The 18,240-nt window shown below is 70.0% G+C and carries 17 protein-coding genes; 5 read left to right on the forward strand and 12 right to left on the reverse strand.

The window, feature by feature from the left end:
* Positions 1–230 precede the first annotated feature (230 nt).
* Positions 231–1,418 carry a TerD family protein gene (locus tag ACH4TV_RS00115; protein ID WP_398395262.1) on the forward strand — a complete coding sequence of 396 codons (1,188 nt, stop codon included), beginning with the start codon at positions 231–233 and terminating at the stop codon, positions 1,416–1,418.
* A 74-nt stretch (positions 1,419–1,492) separates the two neighbouring features.
* Here ACH4TV_RS00115 and ACH4TV_RS00120 read toward each other — a convergent pair whose 3' ends face one another.
* Positions 1,493–1,984, reverse strand: coding sequence for an FBP domain-containing protein (locus tag ACH4TV_RS00120; protein ID WP_398392583.1), 492 nt, complete (start codon positions 1,982–1,984; stop codon positions 1,493–1,495).
* A gap of 80 nt (positions 1,985–2,064) precedes the next feature.
* Here ACH4TV_RS00120 and ACH4TV_RS00125 point away from each other — a divergent pair, with 80 nt between their 5' ends.
* Both ACH4TV_RS00125 and ACH4TV_RS00130 read left to right on the forward strand, forming a co-directional pair.
* Positions 2,065–2,688, forward strand: coding sequence for a TetR/AcrR family transcriptional regulator (locus ACH4TV_RS00125; protein ID WP_398392585.1), 624 nt, complete (start codon positions 2,065–2,067; stop codon positions 2,686–2,688).
* A gap of 16 nt (positions 2,689–2,704) precedes the next feature.
* Complete coding sequence (locus ACH4TV_RS00130; protein WP_398392587.1) at positions 2,705–3,979, forward strand: GDSL-type esterase/lipase family protein; 1,275 nt, start codon at positions 2,705–2,707, stop codon at positions 3,977–3,979.
* Positions 3,980–3,983: 4 nt separating this feature from the next.
* Here ACH4TV_RS00130 and ACH4TV_RS00135 read toward each other — a convergent pair whose 3' ends face one another.
* The 5 genes from ACH4TV_RS00135 to ACH4TV_RS00155 all read right to left on the reverse strand — a co-directional run bounded on the left by ACH4TV_RS00135 (position 3,984) and on the right by ACH4TV_RS00155 (position 11,181).
* Positions 3,984–5,000 carry a 1-aminocyclopropane-1-carboxylate deaminase gene (locus tag ACH4TV_RS00135; RefSeq protein WP_398392588.1) on the reverse strand — a complete coding sequence of 339 codons (1,017 nt, stop codon included), beginning with the start codon at positions 4,998–5,000 and terminating at the stop codon, positions 3,984–3,986.
* A 21-nt stretch (positions 5,001–5,021) separates the two neighbouring features.
* Positions 5,022–5,669 carry a GntR family transcriptional regulator gene (locus tag ACH4TV_RS00140; RefSeq protein WP_398392590.1) on the reverse strand — a complete coding sequence of 216 codons (648 nt, stop codon included), beginning with the start codon at positions 5,667–5,669 and terminating at the stop codon, positions 5,022–5,024.
* 119 nt (positions 5,670–5,788) lie between these two features.
* Entirely contained in the window at positions 5,789–7,381 is a 1,593-nt protein-coding gene (locus ACH4TV_RS00145; RefSeq protein ID WP_398392592.1) for a TROVE domain-containing protein, read from the reverse strand.
* Between the two features lie 475 nt (positions 7,382–7,856).
* Positions 7,857–9,287, reverse strand: a complete 1,431-nt coding sequence (locus ACH4TV_RS00150; protein WP_398392594.1) for an alkaline phosphatase PhoX — start codon at positions 9,285–9,287, stop codon at positions 7,857–7,859.
* A 430-nt stretch (positions 9,288–9,717) separates the two neighbouring features.
* The gene (locus ACH4TV_RS00155) at positions 9,718–11,181 is read right to left on the reverse strand and encodes a hypothetical protein (RefSeq protein WP_398392596.1); all 1,464 of its coding nucleotides are present in this window, start codon (positions 11,179–11,181) and stop codon (positions 9,718–9,720) included.
* A gap of 492 nt (positions 11,182–11,673) precedes the next feature.
* Between ACH4TV_RS00155 and ACH4TV_RS00160 the strand changes: the two genes are divergently transcribed.
* The gene (locus tag ACH4TV_RS00160; RefSeq protein ID WP_398392597.1) at positions 11,674–13,503 is read left to right on the forward strand and encodes an endonuclease/exonuclease/phosphatase family protein; all 1,830 of its coding nucleotides are present in this window, start codon (positions 11,674–11,676) and stop codon (positions 13,501–13,503) included.
* 50 nt (positions 13,504–13,553) lie between these two features.
* Here the strand turns inward: ACH4TV_RS00160 and ACH4TV_RS00165 are convergent, their stop codons facing one another.
* The 5 genes from ACH4TV_RS00165 to ACH4TV_RS00185 all read right to left on the reverse strand — a co-directional run bounded on the left by ACH4TV_RS00165 (position 13,554) and on the right by ACH4TV_RS00185 (position 16,690).
* On the reverse strand, positions 13,554–14,294 hold the full coding sequence (locus tag ACH4TV_RS00165; protein WP_398395264.1) for an SRPBCC domain-containing protein: 741 nt from the start codon (positions 14,292–14,294) through the stop codon (positions 13,554–13,556).
* 29 nt (positions 14,295–14,323) lie between these two features.
* A complete protein-coding gene (locus ACH4TV_RS00170) occupies positions 14,324–14,977 on the reverse strand; it encodes an ArsR/SmtB family transcription factor (RefSeq protein ID WP_398392599.1) in 654 nt (217 codons plus the stop codon).
* A 92-nt stretch (positions 14,978–15,069) separates the two neighbouring features.
* Positions 15,070–15,774, reverse strand: a complete 705-nt coding sequence (locus ACH4TV_RS00175) for an antibiotic biosynthesis monooxygenase (protein WP_398392601.1) — start codon at positions 15,772–15,774, stop codon at positions 15,070–15,072.
* 92 nt (positions 15,775–15,866) lie between these two features.
* Positions 15,867–16,562, reverse strand: a complete 696-nt coding sequence (locus tag ACH4TV_RS00180) for a hypothetical protein (protein WP_398392603.1) — start codon at positions 16,560–16,562, stop codon at positions 15,867–15,869.
* Positions 16,559–16,690 (reverse strand): hypothetical protein, encoded by a 132-nt coding sequence (locus ACH4TV_RS00185; protein ID WP_398392605.1) that lies wholly within the window; start codon positions 16,688–16,690, stop codon positions 16,559–16,561. The genes ACH4TV_RS00180 and ACH4TV_RS00185 overlap by 4 nt, the downstream gene beginning before the upstream one ends.
* 172 nt (positions 16,691–16,862) lie before the next feature.
* Between ACH4TV_RS00185 and dapA the strand changes: the two genes are divergently transcribed.
* Entirely contained in the window at positions 16,863–17,768 is a 906-nt protein-coding gene (dapA, locus tag ACH4TV_RS00190) for a 4-hydroxy-tetrahydrodipicolinate synthase (protein WP_398392607.1), read from the forward strand.
* Between the two features lie 111 nt (positions 17,769–17,879).
* On the opposite strand, the gene ACH4TV_RS00195 is transcribed toward dapA, so the two are convergent.
* On the reverse strand, positions 17,880–18,104 hold the full coding sequence (locus ACH4TV_RS00195) for a hypothetical protein (protein WP_398392609.1): 225 nt from the start codon (positions 18,102–18,104) through the stop codon (positions 17,880–17,882).
* Between the last annotated feature and the right edge of the window lie 136 nt (positions 18,105–18,240).

Raw genomic sequence — 18,240 nt, forward strand, 5'->3', positions numbered from 1 at the left:
CACCCACCCGCCCCCGCCGCTTCTACAGCCCAGGCCCAGGCACCCCAGCCCGTCCGGCGTTTGAGGACAAGGCCCGTCCAGGGCCGGAGCGGGGTCTGGGGCGGCAGCCCCAGGGATGGGACGGGTAGGGGCGGCGGGGGCGAAAAACCCGCATCCACCCCCACCCCCCAATCGGACGCCGAGTAAGGGAACGGTAAAACGGCCCCGGTCGTTCACAGGCCATGACAGCTATGACCCCCGGCTCGAACATCCCTCTCCCCGTCACCCGCGTGGCGGTCGACGTCACCGCTCCCGTGCGGCTAGACGTATCGGGCCTGCTGCTCACCGCCGACGGCAAGGTGCGCTCCGACGACGACTTCATCTTCTACAACCAGGCCACAGGCCCAGGCATCACCTACCGCTCCGGCGGCGGCACGGCCCCCGACTCGATCACCGTCGACACCGCCGCCCTCCCCCCGGGCATCGAGAAGATCGTCGTCACGGCGAGCCCGGACGCCGCGGGCCAGTCCTTCCAGGGCATCGAACCGACGGCCACGATCCGCAACGCAGCCGACAGCTCCGTACTGGCCACGTTCACACCCCCGCAGCTCGGTGCGGAAACGGCACTGGTGATCGTCGAGATCTACCTCCGCAACGGCGCCTGGAAGGCCCGAGCGGTGGGCCAGGGGTACGCGAACGGCCTTGCCGGCATCGCCACGGACTTCGGCGTGAGCGTGGAGGAACCGGCACCGGCCCCCCAGCCCGTACCGACGCCCGCACCCGTCCCCACGCCCGCCGTACAGACCCCGCCGCCCCCGCCCGCCGCACCCCCGGCGCCCCCCGCCCCGGTCCTCGGCGCCGGCAAGATCAACCTCGACAAGGGCCGCGTAAGCCTCCAGAAGAACCAGACCGTGTCCCTGGTCAAGGGCGGCAAGCCCCTCCTCTCCCAGGTCAAGATGGGCCTCGGCTGGGAACCGGCGTTCCGCGGCAAGGACATCGACCTGGACGCGTCGGTCATCGCGTACGGCCCGCAGCGCAACCACATCGACAGCTGCTACTTCGGCAAGCTCTCCATCGTGAACGGCGCGATCAAGCACTCCGGCGACAACCTCACGGGCGAGGGCGGAGGCGACGACGAGGTCATCGTGGTCGACCTGGGCCGCCTCCCCCAGGAGGTCACCGGCCTGGTCTTCACGGTCAACTCCTTCTCCGGCCAGAAGTTCACGGAGGTCGCGAAGGCGTACTGCCGTCTCCTGGACGCCGCGACGGGCGAGGAACTGGTCCGCTTCGACCTGACCAGCGCCGAAGCGCAGACGGGCGTGATGATGGCGAAGATGATCAAGCAGTTCTCGGGCGAGTGGGAGATGACGGCGATCGGCGACTTCGTCAAGTCCCGCACAGTCAGGGGCATGGTGAAGCCCGCGGCCCAGGCGCTGTAACCACGCACAACGGCGCACAACCACACGCAACTAGGCACAAATACTCCCAAACACCAGCACAACGGACCGTGGGGTCAACCCGTCACCTTGGCGACGAACGCGGCGATGTTCCCCACGGTCCGCTGGATCTTCTCCTCCAGAGTGATCGTCTCGTGCAGCCGCGCCCCGGCTCCCGCGTCCTTCCTGCCCCGCACATACAGCGAGCAGCAGAGGTCGCCGCATACATAGGCCCCCACCGAGTTGCCCTGCTTCCCTGCCTTCCCCGCCCTCGGCGCGACCATCAGGGAGACGCCACCGGTGTGCGTGGTCAGGCACATCGAGCACATACTGCGCCGCGTCCGCCCGAAGGCGGGCGCGGAACTCCGCAGCGCCAGGCCGACCACCCGGCCGTCCAGCTCGGCGACGAGGTAGGCACGGTCGGGCGCCTGCGGATCTCGCCATCCCAGATAGTCCAGATCCCCCCAGGGCCGGTCGGCCAGATCGCGCGGAACGGACAGGCGCTGCGCCTCACCCTTGGTGCAGTTCACGAACGCGGCACGTATCTCTTGCTCAGTCAGCGGCTCCATAACGTCAGGCTAATTTGCCTAAAGCTCTTAGGCAAACCCATAATTCCCTTAGCCACGCAACACAGGAGGAGGGGAAGGTCATGGCACGCGCAGGACTGACCACAGCACGCCTGACCAGAGCCGGAGCCGAACTCGCCGACGAGGTCGGCTTCGACCAGGTGACCGCCTCGGAACTCGCCCGCCGGTTCGACGTCAAGGTCGCGAGTCTGTACTCGCATGTGAAGAGCACCCAGGACCTCAAGACCCGGATCGCCCTGTTCGCCCTGGAGGAGCTCGCCGACCGGGCCGCCGACGCGGTGGCCGGGCGGGCCGGCAAGGACGCCCTGGCCGCCTTCGCGAACGCCTACCGCGACTACGCCCTGGAGCACTCCGGCCGCGCCGCCGCCGCACGACTGAGGCTCGACCCCGAGACGGCGGCCGCCAGTGCGGGCGTCCGGCACGCCCAGATGACGCGCGCGATCCTGCGCGGCTACGACCTGACGGAGCCGGACCAGACCCACGCGATCCGACTGATGGGCAGCGTCTTCCATGGGTACGTCAGCTTGGAGACGGCAGGCGGCTTCAGCCACAGCGCTCCCGACCCGCAGGAATCCTGGACCCGGATCCTGGACGCCCTCGACGCCCTGCTGCGCAACTGGCCCGCGCACGCCACCACTCACACCACCCCCGCCACCCCCACCACCCTCACTCCTCCCACCCTTTGACCGAAAGGCCGAGGACATGCAGCCCGCCGAGCACGACCGGCCCACCCCGCCGGTCACCCCACCCGTCACCCCGCAGGCCATCCCGCCCATCACCACACTCATCACCGCGGACCTCCTGCGCGGCGCCCTCGACCTGGAGCGCACCGAGCACGGCGTCATACCGCACCGGCTGCCGGCCCGGGCCCGCGCCCAGTGCGCCGACGGCCAGCTGGCCATGGCCGAGTCCCAGCCCTCCGGCGTACGACTGGTCTTCCGCACCCGGGCCGGCGTCGTCGAACTGGATACGCGGCCCACCAAGCGGATCTACGTGGGCGCCCCGTTCCGGCCCGACGGCGTGTACGACCTGCTCGTCGACGGCAGCCTCGCCGGTCAGGGCAGCGTGACGGGCGGCAACACCGTCACCATCGACATGACCGCAGGGACCGCCGAGAGCCGGCCGGGCCCGGTCGGCACCCTCCGTTTCACCGGTCTGCCGAACCGTGTGAAGGACATCGAGATCTGGCTGCCGCACAACGAGACGACCGAACTCGTCGCCCTGCGCACCGACGCCCCCGTCGAGCCCACGCCCGACCGGGGCCGCAGGGTCTGGCTGCACCACGGCAGTTCGATCAGCCACGGCTCGGACGCCGCGAGCCCCACCACCACCTGGCCCGCGCTCGCCGCGTCACTCGGCGACGTGGAACTGATCAACCTGGGCCTGGGCGGCAGCGCCCTCCTCGACCCGTTCACCGCCCGCGCGATGCGCGACACTCCCGCCGACCTGATCAGCGTCAAGATCGGCATCAACCTGGTCAACACCGACCTGATGCGCCTGAGGGCCTTCGGTCCCGCGGTCCACGGCTTCCTCGACACCATCCGCGAGGGCCATCCCACCGCACCGCTGCTGGTCGTCTCCCCGATCCTGTGCCCCATCCACGAGGAGACGCCCGGCCCGAGCGTCCTGGACCTCGCCGACCTCGGCAAGGGGCAACTGCGGTTCCGGGCCATGGGCGATCCGGCGGAACAGGCCGACGGCAAACTGACCCTGCGAGTCATCCGGGACGAACTCGCCCGGATCGTGGAACAGCGGGCACCTGAGGACCCGAACCTGTACCACCTCGACGGCCGCGACCTCTACGGCGACACCGACTCCGCCGAACTCCCCCTGCCCGACGACCTCCACCCGGACGCCGCCACCCACCGCCGCATCGGCGAACGCTTCGCCGAACTCGCCTTCACCTCACCAGAACCGCTCTTCCGGAACACGGAACCACCGGAACCGGCGGCACCGGCCGTCCGGAACCCCCTCTAACCAACTAGAACAACGCGCTGTACGCGTTCAGCGCGGGCTGCCCGCCCAAGTGCGCGTACAGCACCGTGGACTCCCGCCCGATCTCCCCGCGTGCCACCAGGTCGACCATCCCGGCCATCGACTTCCCCTCGTACACGGGATCGGTGACCATCCCCTCCGTACGGGCGGCGAGCCGCATCGCGTCCAGGGTCGTGTCGTCGGGAATCCCGTACGTACCCGCGTGGTAACGCCCGTCCAGCTCGACGTCGTCCTGCGTCAACTCCCGCTTGACACCGATCAGTTGGCCGGTGTTGTGGGCGATCCGCGCGATCTGCTCCTTCGTCCGGGCGGGCGCCGCCGACGCGTCGATCCCGAGCACGCGCCGCTCCCGCCCGCCCGCCTCCTCCAGCGCCGCGAACCCGGCGACCATGCCCGCCTGGGTCGACCCGGTCACCGAGCACACCACCACGGTGTCGAAGAAGACCCCCAACTCCCGTTCCTGCTCGGCGACTTCATAAGCCCACCCGGCGAAACCCAGCCCGCCCAGCGGATGGTCGGAGGCACCGGCGGGGATGGCGTACGGCTTACCGCCCCCTTCCTCCACCTCCCGCAGCGCCAGCTCCCAGCTCTCCTTGAAGCCGATACCGAAACCGGCCCGCACCAGCCGCACATCCGCGCCGGCGAGCCGACTGATCAGGATGTTGCCGACCTTGTCGTACACGGAGTCGGGCCACTCGACCCAACTCTCCTGCACGAGCACGCACTTGAGCCCGGCCCGGGCGGCACAGGCGGCGACCTGCCGGGTGTGGTTGGACTGCACTCCGCCGATCGAGACGAGCGTGTCGCACCCCTTGGCCAGCGCATCGGCGACGAGGTACTCCAGCTTGCGGGTCTTGTTGCCGCCGTACGCGACACCGGAGTTGCAGTCCTCCCGCTTCGCCCAGAGAGCGGCGCCGCCGAGATGCGCGGTGAGCCGCTCAAGGGGATGAACGGGCGAGGGCCCGAAGAGAAGGGGGTAACGCTCGTACGAGGCAAGGGACATGGGGTTCGGTTCCTCCCGGGATCAGTCGCTGTCGGCGAGCTCGGCGAGCCCACGCCAGATCTCCGCGGTGACACGGACCGCTTCGTCCACGTCTCCCGCCGCGCAGGCCTCGATGAGCCGGTCGTGCAGGTCGGCCGAACGGCAGTTGCTGCCCTCACTGAAGCGTCGTCGCTCCAAGCGGCGGATGAGCGGGGTGTAGCGGGCGGCGGTGGCGGCTGCCGCGCGATTGCCGCTGACCCGGACGAGGACGTCGTGCAGTTGGTCATCGGCGCGCAGGGCGAAGTCCACGTGCCCGGCACGGACGGCGGTCACGAACCGCTCGTTGGCCGCGCGCATCGCCTCGACGTCCGCGGCGAACAGCCGGGGCACGGCGGCCCGCGTGACCAGCTCGTGCATGGCCCCGACCACGGCCGCCGCGTCGCGCACGTCGGCGGCCACGACCGGCGTCACCTTCGTATAGCTCTGCGGCTTGCTCTCCAGCAGCCCTTCGTCGACCAGCCGCGCGAACGCCTCCCGCACCGGCGCCCGGGACAGCCCGAGCCGCTCGGCGAGTTCGGCGTCACGCACCACCGCGCCGGGCTCGATCTCCCCGGCGACGATGGCGTCCCGGATCGCTTCGTACGCCCGGTCCCTGAGCAGGGTCCGGGGCACGGGTCGCATCGCTTCCACAACTGAAATGTTAGATGTCAGATTCCATGGAGCGCAAGACGGAACTCAAGGACAGCGCACAAGAGTGTGGCCCGCACCGAAGTACGGGCCACACCCCAATTCAGCTCACTTCAACCGCCTCAGCCGGCCCAGGGCCAGTCCGCGTCCCGAGCGCCTTCCAGCAGCGGGACCATCCGGAAGGCCGCGTCCGAGAGCCCTCCGAACGTGTGCCGGTTCCCCGCTCCCGAGGGGCCGTGGCCGGCCTGGTACCCGGCGAGGTTCCAGGTGTAGACCGGCACGTCGGACGGCACCTGCTCGGTCGGGTCGCCGTGCCGGCTGTAGGCGTACTGCTCGTCAGTGACGATCAGCACCCGGTCGTGCCGCCGGTAGTGGCGCCGGACCGCCTCGGTCGTGTCGGTGCCGCCCAGATCGCCGAAGCGGTCCAGAACCTTCAGCACCGACTCGCCCTTGCGGTACTTCACGCGGTTGCTCGACGTACCGAACTCGACGAGATCCGCGTCCGCCGCCCGCAGCGCGAGCGCCGAGCCGAAGATCGCCGCCGCGTCGGCCCTGGTCAGTTCCGAGCGCTCCGACAGCCGGGAGTAGAACATCGAACCCGAACGGTCGACGAGGACGAGCGTCCGCCCGGACAGCACCGGCACATTGGCCAGCGAGTGCCCCAGCGCCTGCTCCAGCGGGTACGACCAGCGCAGCGAGGGCGCGTGCCGGTACGCGGCGAGGTAGCGGAAGGGGAACTGCCGCGAGCGCGCGACCTCGGCGGGGTCGCTGATCTTCGCGGCGACCCGCGCCGCCACCTCGTCACTCACCCCTGCCTCGTCGAAGTTCCGCAGGTTGCGAACGAGCGCCATCGCCCCCATGGAGGGAATGACCGCCTCCCAGGCCGCCCTGTCCATCGGCCCCTGCAGCCAGCCGGCCAGTGCCTCCCAGGTCATGCCCGCGTCCGCCAGGCGTTCGGCGCCGCTCGCTCCGGTCACGACCTTGCGCCGCTTCGCGGGCCGCAGCGCCATCAGGTCACGGTGTGCGGCGAGCACGGGCAGCGACTTGGGGACGACGGCCGTGTCCGGGTTGTGGCGCCGGTCCAGCGCGTACTGGAACAGCTCGCCCTGCCACGGCTTGGCCGGATCCGGCGCCGCGTGCACGAGGTTGAGGATGTCGCCGAAGCGGTACCCCTTGGACGCGGTGTCGTACTTCAGCAGCGACTTGCCGCTGTAGAGCCGTCGTACGGCGTCGGCGATACCTCGCTTGACGGGCTTGGGGATGTTGCGGCCGTACCGGGAGGTCCAGTAGGCGAGCAGTTCGCCGGGCTCGTCCGGGCGGCGCAGTACGGAGTCGATGACCTGCCGGTTGGACGGGCCGTCCGTGGCCTCCGTGACCCCCGCGTCGAGGCGCGCCTTCACGTACTCGGCGGCGCCCACGATGGCGGCCGTACGGAGGTTGCCCTCGCCACGCAGCCAGCCGAGCAGGCCGGCCGTCCACGCCGGGTCGGTGACGGCGAGCCGGCGTACGAGCGCGGCGAACCGGTCGTCCCGGTCCTCGCCGCTCTCGTGGAAGGTCTTCTGCGCGACGAAGTTGGCAATCGACAGCAGGAACAGTTCCGAGCGCTCGTCCCGCTCACGGCCACGGCCGCCCTGGTACGTACGGAGCACACGCCCCGTCGAGGTGACCCGCGAAGTGGGCTGCGCCTTGGCGGCCTTGGTGTTGAATCGCGCCATGATGAATTTCCCCCCAATTCGCCGGCACTTCGTGCGTGCATATTGGTTGTTTCGGAGGGAGGCGCAGCAAAAGGAGGGTGCCCGAGGTCGAAGTCGGCGACGGTTGCTTATCACTGGCGCGTCTTCCGTTCCGCCACACCGACCCTGGGTCGATGACGGGATTTGAACCCGCACGAGGTTTTATCCTCACCAGTTCCCGAAGTATCCGCTGCCTGCGCACCGGGCACCCACCATCTGCTGCGCCTCCCCGAGATCAGAATCGCGCACCGGGAGGTGCATGAAGTTTTAGGTGTCCAGAGATCGAAGCCGGCGGAACCGACGTAGGTGCTCTAACCCCTGAGCTACACCGGCGCGTTGTACCGGTGACGGGACTCGAACCCGCGGCCGCCCCATTATGAGTGGAAGTAGGTCCTGCCTTCGCACCTGGACGTTCATCACTCTAGGAGGCGTACCGCGGGACGAGCGACCGAATTAATTATCCGCGCTTCTGCCGCTTCCACGGCCCCGTGATCGCCAGCAGGATCCCGGGCTTCTGGATGTTCGCGTACAGCGTCTTCCCGTCGGGCGAGAAGGTGACGCCGGCGAACTCGCTGTATTCGGGCTCCTCTTCGGTGCCGACGTTGAGTTCGTTGCGGGCGATCGGATACGTACGACCGCTGTCCGTCGCGCCGAACAGGTGCTGGATGCCTTCGCCGTCCTCGGCGATGATCAGGCCGCCGTACGGGGAGACGGTGATGTTGTCGGGGCTGTCGTAAGCGCCGTCGACCGACGGGTCGGGGTTGACGCCCAGCAGGACCTTCAGGGTGAGCGTGCGGCGCTTGGGGTCGTAGAACCAGACCTGGCCGTCGTGCTGGACGGGGCTCTCGGCGCGGGCGTACGAGGAGACGATGTAGGTGCCGCCGTCGCCCCACCACATGCCCTCGAGCTTGCGGGCGCGGGTGATCTCGCCGGCGCCGAACTGCTTGCGCACGTCGACGGTCCTGCCGTCGCGTTCGGGAACGTCGATCCAGTCGACGCCGTACACCGTGCCGATCTTCGTGGCGCGGGAGAGGTCGTCGACGAACTGGCCCGCGGAGTCGAAGCACTTGGGCGCCTGGAGGGTGCCCGCGGTGTCGGAGAGGGTGCGGAAGGTTCCGTGGCCGTAGTGGAAGTGCTGCGGCGGAGTCCAGCGGTAGAGGAGGCCGTTGGGGGCGGCGGCGTCCTCGGTGAGGTAGGCGTGGCCGCGCTTGGGGTCGACGACGACGGCTTCGTGGTCGTAACGCCCGAAGAACTTCAGGGGTTTGGGGTTCTGGTTGGCGCGCTTGTCGCAGGGGTCGACCTCGAAGACGTACCCGTGGTCCTTGGTCATACCGTTGACGCCGGCGCGGTCGGAGTTCTCCTCGCAGGTGAGCCACGTACCCCAAGGGGTGCTGCCACCCGCGCAGTTGGTGGAGGTACCGGCGATGCCCACCCACTCGGCGACCTGGCCGCCGGGACGCACCTCGACGACCGTGCAACCGCCGGACGCGGCGGGGTCGTAGACGAGACCCTCGGTGAGCGGCACCGGGTACTTCCAGTTGGCGCGCGGGCCCTTCAGCTCGTGGTTGTTGACGAGGAGGGTGGTGCCACGCGGGCCCGCGAAGGCGGCGGTGCCGTCATGGTTGGACGGGGTGATCTCGCCGGACTCCAGCTTGGTCTTCCCGCTGTACGTGATGACGCGGTACGAGAATCCGGCGGGGAGGGCCAGCAGACCCTTGGGGTCGGGCAGGAGCGGGCCGTAGCCGACTCCGTGGTGCCCGTCCCCGTGCCGGTCCGCCGACTCAGCCGTCTCCGTGGACGCGAGGGCGTTGGGCGCGGTGGCGAGGGCACCGACACTGCCGGCCAGCACGACCCCGGCCGAGGTGAAGTCCCTGCGGGTGAGCGACATGGTGTCTCCTGTGACGGTGGGCGGGACGTGGCGCCACCGTCCCGCCCGGCCCTGAACGCGAGCTGAACGGGGAGCGTCTTCAGCCCGTCCGGCGTTTGAGGACGAGCACGTCCAGCCCTCTTTCTACCCACCCACCCAGGCCCACCCCCTCCAGCCCGTCCGGCGCTTGAGAACAAGCACGTCCAGCCCTCCCTCTACCCACCCACCCAGGCCCACCCCCTCCAGCCCGTCCCGCGCTTGAGAACAAGCACGTCCAGCCCTCCCTCTACCCACCCACCCAGGCCCGCCCCCTCCAGCCCGTCCGGCGCTTGAGGACGAGCGCGTCCAGCGCGAAAACAGGGGGGCCTGGGGGCACAGCCCCCAGGGATGGGACGGGTAGGGGCGGCGGGGGCGAAACCCTGCCACGCGCACCCCCTGCCCACCCCCTTGCTCAACCCCCTTGCTGAGACCGCGCCTTGAACGCGGCCTTCCGCGCCTCCTTCGCCACCCGCTTGTCCGGATGCAGCCGCCCCATCGCCTCCAGCACATCCGCCGTAGCCGGGTGCTCGACGCGCCAGGCCGCCTCGAAGAACGCCCCGTGCTGCTGCGCCAGCCCCTCCACCAGTCCACGCAACTCCGCCGAGTTGCCCTCGGCCGCCAGTTGGGCGGCCACCGTGTCGATGGTCAGCCAGAACACCATCGCCTCGGACGGCGGCGGCACGTCCGGCGCGCCGTGCTCGCTGAGCCAGACGCGGGCGAGGCCGCCCAGTTCGGCGTCGTCGAGGACCTCCCGCAGCGCGGGCTCAGCCTCGGCGCCGACGAGGGACAGGGCCTGCTGGCAGAGCAGCCGGCGCAGCGGCGCACCGGCGTCGCCGCCCCGGGCCGCCGAGAGCAACTCCCGTGCCGCGGCGAGGGGTTCGCGGCGGGCCAGCCACTGCTCGGTCTCCGCCTGCGCGGCCGTCGCCGGGAAGGCGGCCGTGCCGTCGAGCAGCGCGTCCGCGCCCTTGTCGGCGAGGTCTCCGACGGCGGGCGCCTCGAAGCCGGACTCCAGCAGCCGGGCCCGTACGCCGTACAGGCCGAGCGGGGTCAGCCGCACCATCCCGTAGCGGGAGACGTCGGTGTCGTCGCCCTCCGACGCGCCCCCGGCGGGGTCGTCGGTGTCCGCCATCAGCGCCTCGTCGACGGGCCGGTAGGCGACGAGCCCGATGGGTTCGAGCAGCCGGAACTGGTCGTCGAGGCGCATCATCGTGTCCGAGACCTGCTCCAGGACGTCGTTGGTGGGCTCGCTCATGTCGCCCGGTACGACCATGGACGCCGCCAGCGCGGGCAACGGCACCGGGCCGTCGGCGGGGCCGCCCTCGCTGACGCTCAGGAGGTAGAGGTTGGCGAGCACACCGTCGAGGAAGTCGGCCTCCGCCTCGGGGTCCCAGTCCAGCTGGGAGAAGTCGACCTCGGTGGCGTCGTCCATGGCGTCGACGAGATCGTCGAGGTCGGGCACGCTCGCGTCGGCGAGAACGGTCTCCAGCGCCGCGAGCCACACCGCGAGCACGTCGTGCGGCGCCCCGGAGGTGAGCAGCACGAGGTCCTCACCGACCGTGACCGTCCCCGCGTCCTCGTCGACGACCTCGACGAGCCCCGTGTCCACGGCGACCCGCCACGCCTCACTCGCGTAGGCGAGCGCGTCCTCGACCGTGAGCCCGTCCCCGGCGGTCCCGTCGGTGATCAGCCCGAGCGTCTCCGCTGCCGCCGGCAGTTGCTCCTCGACGAGTTCGCCGCCGGCCCCGACCCGGGTGTCCGGTCCGGCCCAGCGAGCGAGCCGGGCGGCGCGGGAGACGAGCGGGGCGGCGAGCGCGTCCCGCGCCAGTTCCGCTTCGGAGTGCAGTCGCACCGGCGGCAGGGGGGAGCTGTCTGACATCGGCTGTTTTCTCCTCAGGCGCCCGAAAGGCCGTACGACGGCACCCGGTAAGCGCCCGGAGTCCGACGACGGCGTCTGACGACCGTACGGCGTCGAGTTGAAGGCCGTACGACTCAGCCGCTCACCCTAGACGGATTTGGCACCATGCCGCCCGGTTCATGAACCTGTCAGGCGTGGGACATGGCTGAAACCTTGACAAGTGGCCTGAGCAGGCAGGAGATTGACGCGCGTAGAAGTCGAGGGGGTGCCGATTCACCGCATCCCCCTGGCGGTCCGTCGTGTCCCATCGTGTTCACTGTTCCCCCAAGCCGGGCGTTCACTGCCGATCACCCGGTGCCGAACCTTCGGTGCGGAGCTTTCTGTACCGAGTGTTCACCGGATGTCTACGCGCGTAACCATCTGCCCAGCAGGTCGCGTTCCCCCCACTGCACCACCTTTACCACCCTCATCACCCTCGTCCCGGCACTCATGTTTGTCCCCGGAGGGATCCCGTTGCCGAGCAAGACCTCAGTGCGCCTCGGCGCGCTCACTGTCGCCGCCGTCTGTTCCACGGTCGTCACCCTGGTGGTGATTCCGTCGTCCGCGCAGGCCGACCCCGTGCGTATTCATGACATCCAGGGCACCACGCGTCTGTCCCCGCTCGCGGGTGAGAAGGTCACGGACGTGGCGGGAATCGTCACCGGCGTCCGTACCTACGGTTCGTCGCGCGGTTTCTGGATCCAGGACACGGCCCCCGACGCCGACCCGGCCACCAGTGAGGGCGTCTTCGTCTTCACCAGTTCCAAGCCGACCGTCGCCGTCGGCGACTCGGTCACCGTCACCGGCTCCATCTCGGAGTTCGTGCCCGGCGGCGCCGCGTCCGGCAACCAGTCGGTGACGGAGATCGTCAAGCCGACGGTCACCGTCGTCTCCAGCGGCAACGCGGTCCCGGCCGCGACGGTCGTCGACGCCAGGTCCGTCCCGGCGGCCTACGCCCCGGCCGGCGACACCGCCGCGAGCGGCTCGGTGAACGCGCTGACGCTGCTGCCCAAGAAGTACGCCCTGGACTACTACGAGTCCCTTGAGGGCATGAACGTCCAGGTCAAGGACGCCCGCGTGGTCACCGCCACCGACCCGTTCACCGAGCTGTGGGTCACGGTGAAGCCGCGTGAGAACGCCAACCGCCGCGGCGGCACGGTGTACGGCGCGTACACCTCGCAGAACACCGGCCGGATCCAGATCCAGTCCCTGGGCGCGGTCGCCGACTTCCCGAAGGCGAACGTCGGCGACAGCCTCACCGGCACCACCGCCGGTCCGCTGGACTACAACCAGTTCGGCGGGTACACCCTCGTCGCCAACCAGATAGGCACCCTGAAGCAGGGCGGCCTGGAGCGCGAGACGACCCGCAAGCAGTCGCGGAGCGAGCTCGCGGTGGCGACGTACAACGTCGAGAACCTCGACCCGTCCGACGCCACGTTCGCGGACCACGCCGCCGCGATCGTGCACAACCTCCAGTCGCCCGACATCCTGTCCCTGGAGGAGATCCAGGACAACAACGGCGCGACGAAGGACGGCACGGTCGCCGCCGACCAGACGGTCAAGAAGCTGATCGACGCCATCGTGGCGGCGGGCGGCCCGGCGTACGACTGGCGCTCCATCGACCCGGCCGACCTCGCGGACGGCGGCGAGCCCGGCGGCAACATCCGTCAGGTGTTCCTGTTCAACCCGGCGCGGGTCTCCTTCACCGACCGCGCGGGCGGCGACGCCACGACGGCCGCCGGTGTCACCAAGGAGTACGGCAAGGCGGCCCTCACGGTCTCGCCGGGTCGCGTCGACCCGGCCAACGCGGCCTGGACGAACAGCCGCAAGCCGCTCGCGGGCGAGTTCGTCTTCCGCGGCAAGACCGTCATCCTGATCGCCAACCACTTCTCCTCGAAGGGCGGCGACCAGGGTCTGCACTCGCAGTTCCAGCCGCCGGCGCGCAGCTCGGAGACCCAGCGTCACCTCCAGGCGACGGCGGTGAACACGTTCGTCAAGGACATCCTCAAGGTCCAGAAGAACGCGCACGTGATCACGCTCGGCGACATCAACGACTTCGAGTTCTCCGACACCACCAAGCTGCTGGAGAACGGCGGCGCGCTGTGGTCGGCGATCAAGTCGCTGCCGAAGAGCGAGCGTTACACGTACGACTACCAGGGCAACAGCCAGGTCCTGGACCAGATCCTGGTCAGCCCGTCAATCAGCCGCGGCTGCGAGTTCGACTACGACTCCGTGCACACCAACTCGGAGTTCAACGACCAGATCAGCGACCACGACCCGCAGGTACTGCGCTTCAAGCCGTAGTTCCCCAGGGCCGTGGTGCCGTAGTTCTCAGCACTGCAACTCCCGCTGGATCAGGACTGGTTGAACACACCGTTCAGCCAGTCCTGCCAGGCTTTCTCGCACTCCTTGATCTCGGCGTCGGCGCCCGGCGCGAAGTCGTGCAGGGAGATGCCGACCGGGTAGCCCCAGTGGTTGCGCCCGAAGATGCGGGTGAGCCCCCGGTCCGTCCGCAGCCCGATGAAGTACGGGTCGCGGAAGTCGACCACGGTGTCGAACGTGTCGGGCCCCTGGACCGTCACCCGCGCACCGGCGGTCACGCCCTCCCCGAGACCGAGCGCCCGCGCCACGACAGCGAGGGCATCGGGCGCCTTCGAGGCCTCGGGACCGTCGAAGGTCGCGAAGGCGGCCGGCCGGGGCGCGAAGTGGGTGAGGTACTCGCGCAGGGTGTGCAGATAGAAGTCGGTGTGCTTGGCGGCACCGTCGTACTGGTTGTCCCAGTCGTCGACGAAGATCCCGCTGTGTACGTACCGCACCCAGGCGCGCCGGCCGTCGTCGCGCGGTTCGATGGTGTAGTCGAGCTGGTTCGCAGTCTGCTCGGAGATGCCCTCGACGTCCTCGACGCGGTTGGTGTAGCGGAGCGGCGGGTCCCAGGCGGTGACCGTGGACCCGAAGGGCCCCTTGCCGCCGACCCGTGGCTCCGGCGGCTCCATCGGCCACAGATACCCTCCGGTCCCGGCGGTGATCGCCTCCCACACCTCCTCGGGGCTCGCGTCGACCTCGAACTCCCGCGCGATCTCGAATTCCCTGGGCACTGCCTTGGACACGTCCTCGGACATGGCGCTCACTCCTGAATTTCTGCGGTGTCTGCGATATCTGCGGTGTCTGTCGTGCTTGAAGTCGATTCGCCGGCCGGGGACTTGACCGTCGGATGCACGGCCACGACGATCCGGTGAGGGCGCCCGCCCTCGGCATCGGGCGAGTCGTACTTGCGCACCAGCGCGCTGACTCCCGCCGTCAACTCCTCGATGAACGCGGCCCGGTCGGCGGCCGACGCGAAGCTCACCTCGCCGTCGAGCGCATAGGTGGCGAGCCGCTTACGGGCCCGGTCGGCGCCGGTGATCAGCGTGCCCACGTCCCGCACCAGTCGCGCCCCGACCGCCAGCAGCCAGCGCGCGGAGAGCTGGTCCCGGAAACGGTCGGGATCGGGCTGTACGGCGGCCAGGGCGAGCGGCGAGATGACGTACGACGCGGCGGTGGCCCGCATCAGCCGCTCGGTGACATTGCCCTTGCGGCGCTCCCCGGCCAGCTCGACCAGGCCGTGCCGCTCCAGCGCCTTCAGGTGGTAGTTCACCTTCTGCCGGGGCAGTCCGACCTTGCCGGCCAGCATGGCGGCCGACGCGGGCCCGGCGGCCAGCTCGGCGAGCAGCCGGCCCCGTATGGGGTCCAGCGAGACGGCGGCTGCCGCCGGGTCCTCGATCACGGTCACATCAAGCATGACTCCACCGTCTCACCGAACACTTTTTTTGTCCAGAACAAAAGAGTATTCGGTAAGAGATCCCGGAGCCCCGGATCATTGAGAGCCCCGGATCATTCAGGGACGAGCCCCAGGGCGTACGAGTACCGGGCAGCCGTGAACGCCTTCACCGCCGGGTACGTCCGCACCCGCTCCCACTCCGGGTCGGGCGAGCCGATGCCCTCCCCCGGCGCGGCGATGGCCTCGTCGTAGGACTCCGCGCTCTCCCACTCGGCGTAGTTCAGAACGTGGGTGCCGTCCTGGCTCAGGTGGAAGTGCGCGGAGATGAGCCCGCGGTCGCTCTCCGGCGGCTCGACGAGGGCATCGAGCACCATGTCGACCCACAGGCGCCGCTGCTCCGCGGTCCCCTCCTCGAAGTCGATGCGGACGAGCACGACGAGCCCGGCCGTCCGCGTGTCACCGACGGCCCGCTCACGACTCCGGTACCGCCGGTACCGGTCGAGGGCGACCCGTTCGATCCCCGGTACGGCGGTGTCGATCTCGTCGACGCGCTCCTGCCGCTGGGTCTTGACGAAGGCCTCGTAGTCCTGCTCGCGGGCCCACTGGGAATGGTGGAGGAGAGTGGTCCCGTCGTGCCCGGTGTAGACGTAGTAGCCGAGCCCTCCCTCCGCCGGCCAGGCCCGACGCTCCCAGGTCGCGGCGATGGCGTCGACCGTCTTCCGCTGCCGTTCGGGCGTGCCGACCCGCCAGGTGCTGAAGAAGGGCGTTTCGACGTCCGGGCGGGTGAGGTCGGGGTGTGCGTCGGTACGACGGGCCATGACAGCCTCCGTTGGTCGGCATCGGTGTGTACGCCGACCAGCCTCCGACCTCGACCGGAGTTGAGGTCAAGCGCGCCCGTCCCCGAACTGCCCTACCCCTTGGGCCCGTTACCCGGCCCGTGCTCGTCGAGTCGCGCCAACTGGCTCTGGAACCAGTCGAGCCGGGCCTGCAACAGCGCGGCCTCGGCAACGAGTTCGGGCACCCCGAACCCCTCGGACGCGGCCGGCCGATCAGCGCCCACGACAGCACCGCCGCTTCCCGCCACGACCCGCAGCCCGTCCCCGCCCAGCCGCGCGAATCCGGCGAGCGACACGGACGTACGCCCTCGCAGGCACCCCGCGCAGGCGGCGGCCAGGCCGTGCCAGCCGGGTCTGCCCCAGCCGGCGTCGGCGAGCGCGACGGCGATCGCGCCGCAGCCGCAGGGCCCGACGGTCGCGGTCCGCACCCGCTGACGGGCGTACCGGAAGCCGAGCTCGAAGCGGATGTAGGCGCCGAGGACGGTGACGTCGAGCAGGACGGCCGCCCGGTGCTCGGCGGTGCACAGCAGCCCCTCGGCGGTCGTACGGTCGTGCACGCAGTGGAAGCCGCAGTCGCAGCGGCGGTACGGCGCACGGTGGCGCAGGCCGTAGACGCAGGACGCGTCGGCGAGGACTCCGTACGGCAGCGCGCCGCCCAGCGACACCCCGGTGAACCCGGCCCGGGTGCCGTCCTGGGACAGCACCGGGTGGGCGATCTTGTATCCGGTCGGCGGCTCCGCCGGACGTTCCTCGGGGAGCCGCAGCCTCATCGGACGACCGGAACCTCTTCGACGGAGCCTTCCAACTCCTGCACCTCTTCGGGGAGTTGGAGTTCCTCCTCCGGGACGGGGCTTTGCTCCTCCGCGACACCGGTGGCGAGCGCTTTGCCGAGCCTCATGACGCCTCCCATGACTGCTGTTCGGTGACCGTCCCGGCCATGGTGACCCATAGGACCCCGAGTTGGCACCAGCGCCTCGCTCTCCCACCTCCAGCTCATTCCAGCATTACTTACCAATACACTACAGAAGAATTAAGTAGAGCTTCACAGACGACTCACCGAGACTACGCACATGACGCCACGCACCAAGACACCTCCCGCCCCGCCCTTCGGCCGCGCCCTGTGCGCGATGGTCACCCCCTTCACCGCGGACGGTGCCCTCGACCTCGACGGCGCCCAGCGCCTCGCCGACCGGCTGGTGACCGGAGGCTGCGACGGCCTCGTCCTCTCCGGCACGACGGGCGAGTCCCCGACCACGACGGACGCCGAGAAGTCGGCGCTGGTGCGGGCGGTACGGGAGGCGGTCGGCGAGCGGGCGTCGATCGTGGCGGGCGTCGGCACCGCGGACACCCGGCACACCGTCGAACTGGCCCTGGCGGCCGAAAAGGCGGGCGCGGACGGCCTGTTGGTGGTCGCGCCCTACTACAGCCGGCCCCCGCAGGACGCCCTGGAGGCCCACTTCCTGGAGCTCGCGGATGCCTCAGGCCTGCCCCTCGCGCTGTACGACATCCCGGGCCGCACCGGCGTCCGCATCGAACCGGAGACGATGCTCCGCCTCGCCGCGCACCCGAGGATCGTCGCCGTGAAGGACTGCGCGTACGACCTGATGGGCACTCAGAAGGTCATGTCCCGGACCGACTTGGCGTACTACACGGGCTGCGACGAATACGTACTGGCGTTGTACGCGGTGGGCGGCGCCGGCTACATCAGCACCGTCGCGAATGTGATCCCTCGTCACTTCCGGTCGGTCATCGACGCGTTCGACGCCGGCGAGACCGGCGAGGCGGCCCACCTCCAGCGACAGACGCTCCCCCTCACCGAGTTGATGATGGCGTCGGGGCTGCCCGGCGCGGTCACGGCCAAGGCCCTGCTCGGCGCGCTGGGCCTGCCCGGAGGGCCGGTACGGTCGCCGCTGCGATCGGCGGGCCGGGAGGCGACGGACGGACTGCTGGCGGCGTACGAGGAGTTGACCACGTAGCGCCGCCTGCCGGAAAAGGGCCGGGCCCCTACCGTCGCTTCAACGCGCGGTACGGGCCCAGCCCTTTCGAAGCTGCCTGCCAGCAGGCCAACCGGCAATCCGGCCAACCGATCAGCTCCAGAGATATCCGTCGCCGAAGAGCAGGAAGTGCTCCAGCACGTCCTCCATCGGGTCGTCGACCTGGCCGACATTGATGAGCCCGACCCGGGGACCGTTGTGCGAACCCGTGTTGGTCTCGTCCGCGTACGCCGTCCCCGCGGAGACCCCGCAGACCACGGCCGCCGTGACCGCCCCCGTCAGCCAGCGTGCCGCAGCCCTCGTCCCCTTGTTCGTCATTGCTCAGCCCCTCGTCTCGCGGTTCGGCATCTGATCGGACCCTGTGTCCACCCGTTCATCTGCCTGAACCCCAGCGAGGTCACGCGGAGTAACCCGTACGTGATCTTGGGCGTCGGCGCCGCAACCCGTACGGGTA

This window comes from Streptomyces sp. NPDC020898, assembly GCF_044333925.1.
Taxonomy (GTDB): Bacteria; Actinomycetota; Actinomycetes; order Streptomycetales; family Streptomycetaceae; genus Streptomyces.

Coding starts and splice junctions, on each gene's coding strand:
- ACH4TV_RS00185 (WP_398392605.1), bottom strand. CDS start 16,690: ATGAGGCTCGGCAAAGCGCTCGCCACCGGTGTCGCGGAGGAGCAAAGC.
- ACH4TV_RS00175 (WP_398392601.1), bottom strand. CDS start 15,774: ATGGCCCGTCGTACCGACGCACACCCCGACCTCACCCGCCCGGACGTC.
- ACH4TV_RS00115 (WP_398395262.1), top strand. CDS start 231: ATGACCCCCGGCTCGAACATCCCTCTCCCCGTCACCCGCGTGGCGGTC.
- ACH4TV_RS00195 (WP_398392609.1), bottom strand. CDS start 18,104: ATGACGAACAAGGGGACGAGGGCTGCGGCACGCTGGCTGACGGGGGCG.
- ACH4TV_RS00135 (WP_398392588.1), bottom strand. CDS start 5,000: ATGTCCCTTGCCTCGTACGAGCGTTACCCCCTTCTCTTCGGGCCCTCG.
- ACH4TV_RS00180 (WP_398392603.1), bottom strand. CDS start 16,562: ATGAGGCTGCGGCTCCCCGAGGAACGTCCGGCGGAGCCGCCGACCGGA.
- dapA (WP_398392607.1), top strand. CDS start 16,863: ATGACGCCACGCACCAAGACACCTCCCGCCCCGCCCTTCGGCCGCGCC.
- ACH4TV_RS00125 (WP_398392585.1), top strand. CDS start 2,065: ATGGCACGCGCAGGACTGACCACAGCACGCCTGACCAGAGCCGGAGCC.
- ACH4TV_RS00150 (WP_398392594.1), bottom strand. CDS start 9,287: ATGTCGCTCACCCGCAGGGACTTCACCTCGGCCGGGGTCGTGCTGGCC.
- ACH4TV_RS00130 (WP_398392587.1), top strand. CDS start 2,705: ATGCAGCCCGCCGAGCACGACCGGCCCACCCCGCCGGTCACCCCACCC.
- ACH4TV_RS00145 (WP_398392592.1), bottom strand. CDS start 7,381: ATGGCGCGATTCAACACCAAGGCCGCCAAGGCGCAGCCCACTTCGCGG.
- ACH4TV_RS00120 (WP_398392583.1), bottom strand. CDS start 1,984: ATGGAGCCGCTGACTGAGCAAGAGATACGTGCCGCGTTCGTGAACTGC.
- ACH4TV_RS00155 (WP_398392596.1), bottom strand. CDS start 11,181: ATGTCAGACAGCTCCCCCCTGCCGCCGGTGCGACTGCACTCCGAAGCG.
- ACH4TV_RS00170 (WP_398392599.1), bottom strand. CDS start 14,977: ATGCTTGATGTGACCGTGATCGAGGACCCGGCGGCAGCCGCCGTCTCG.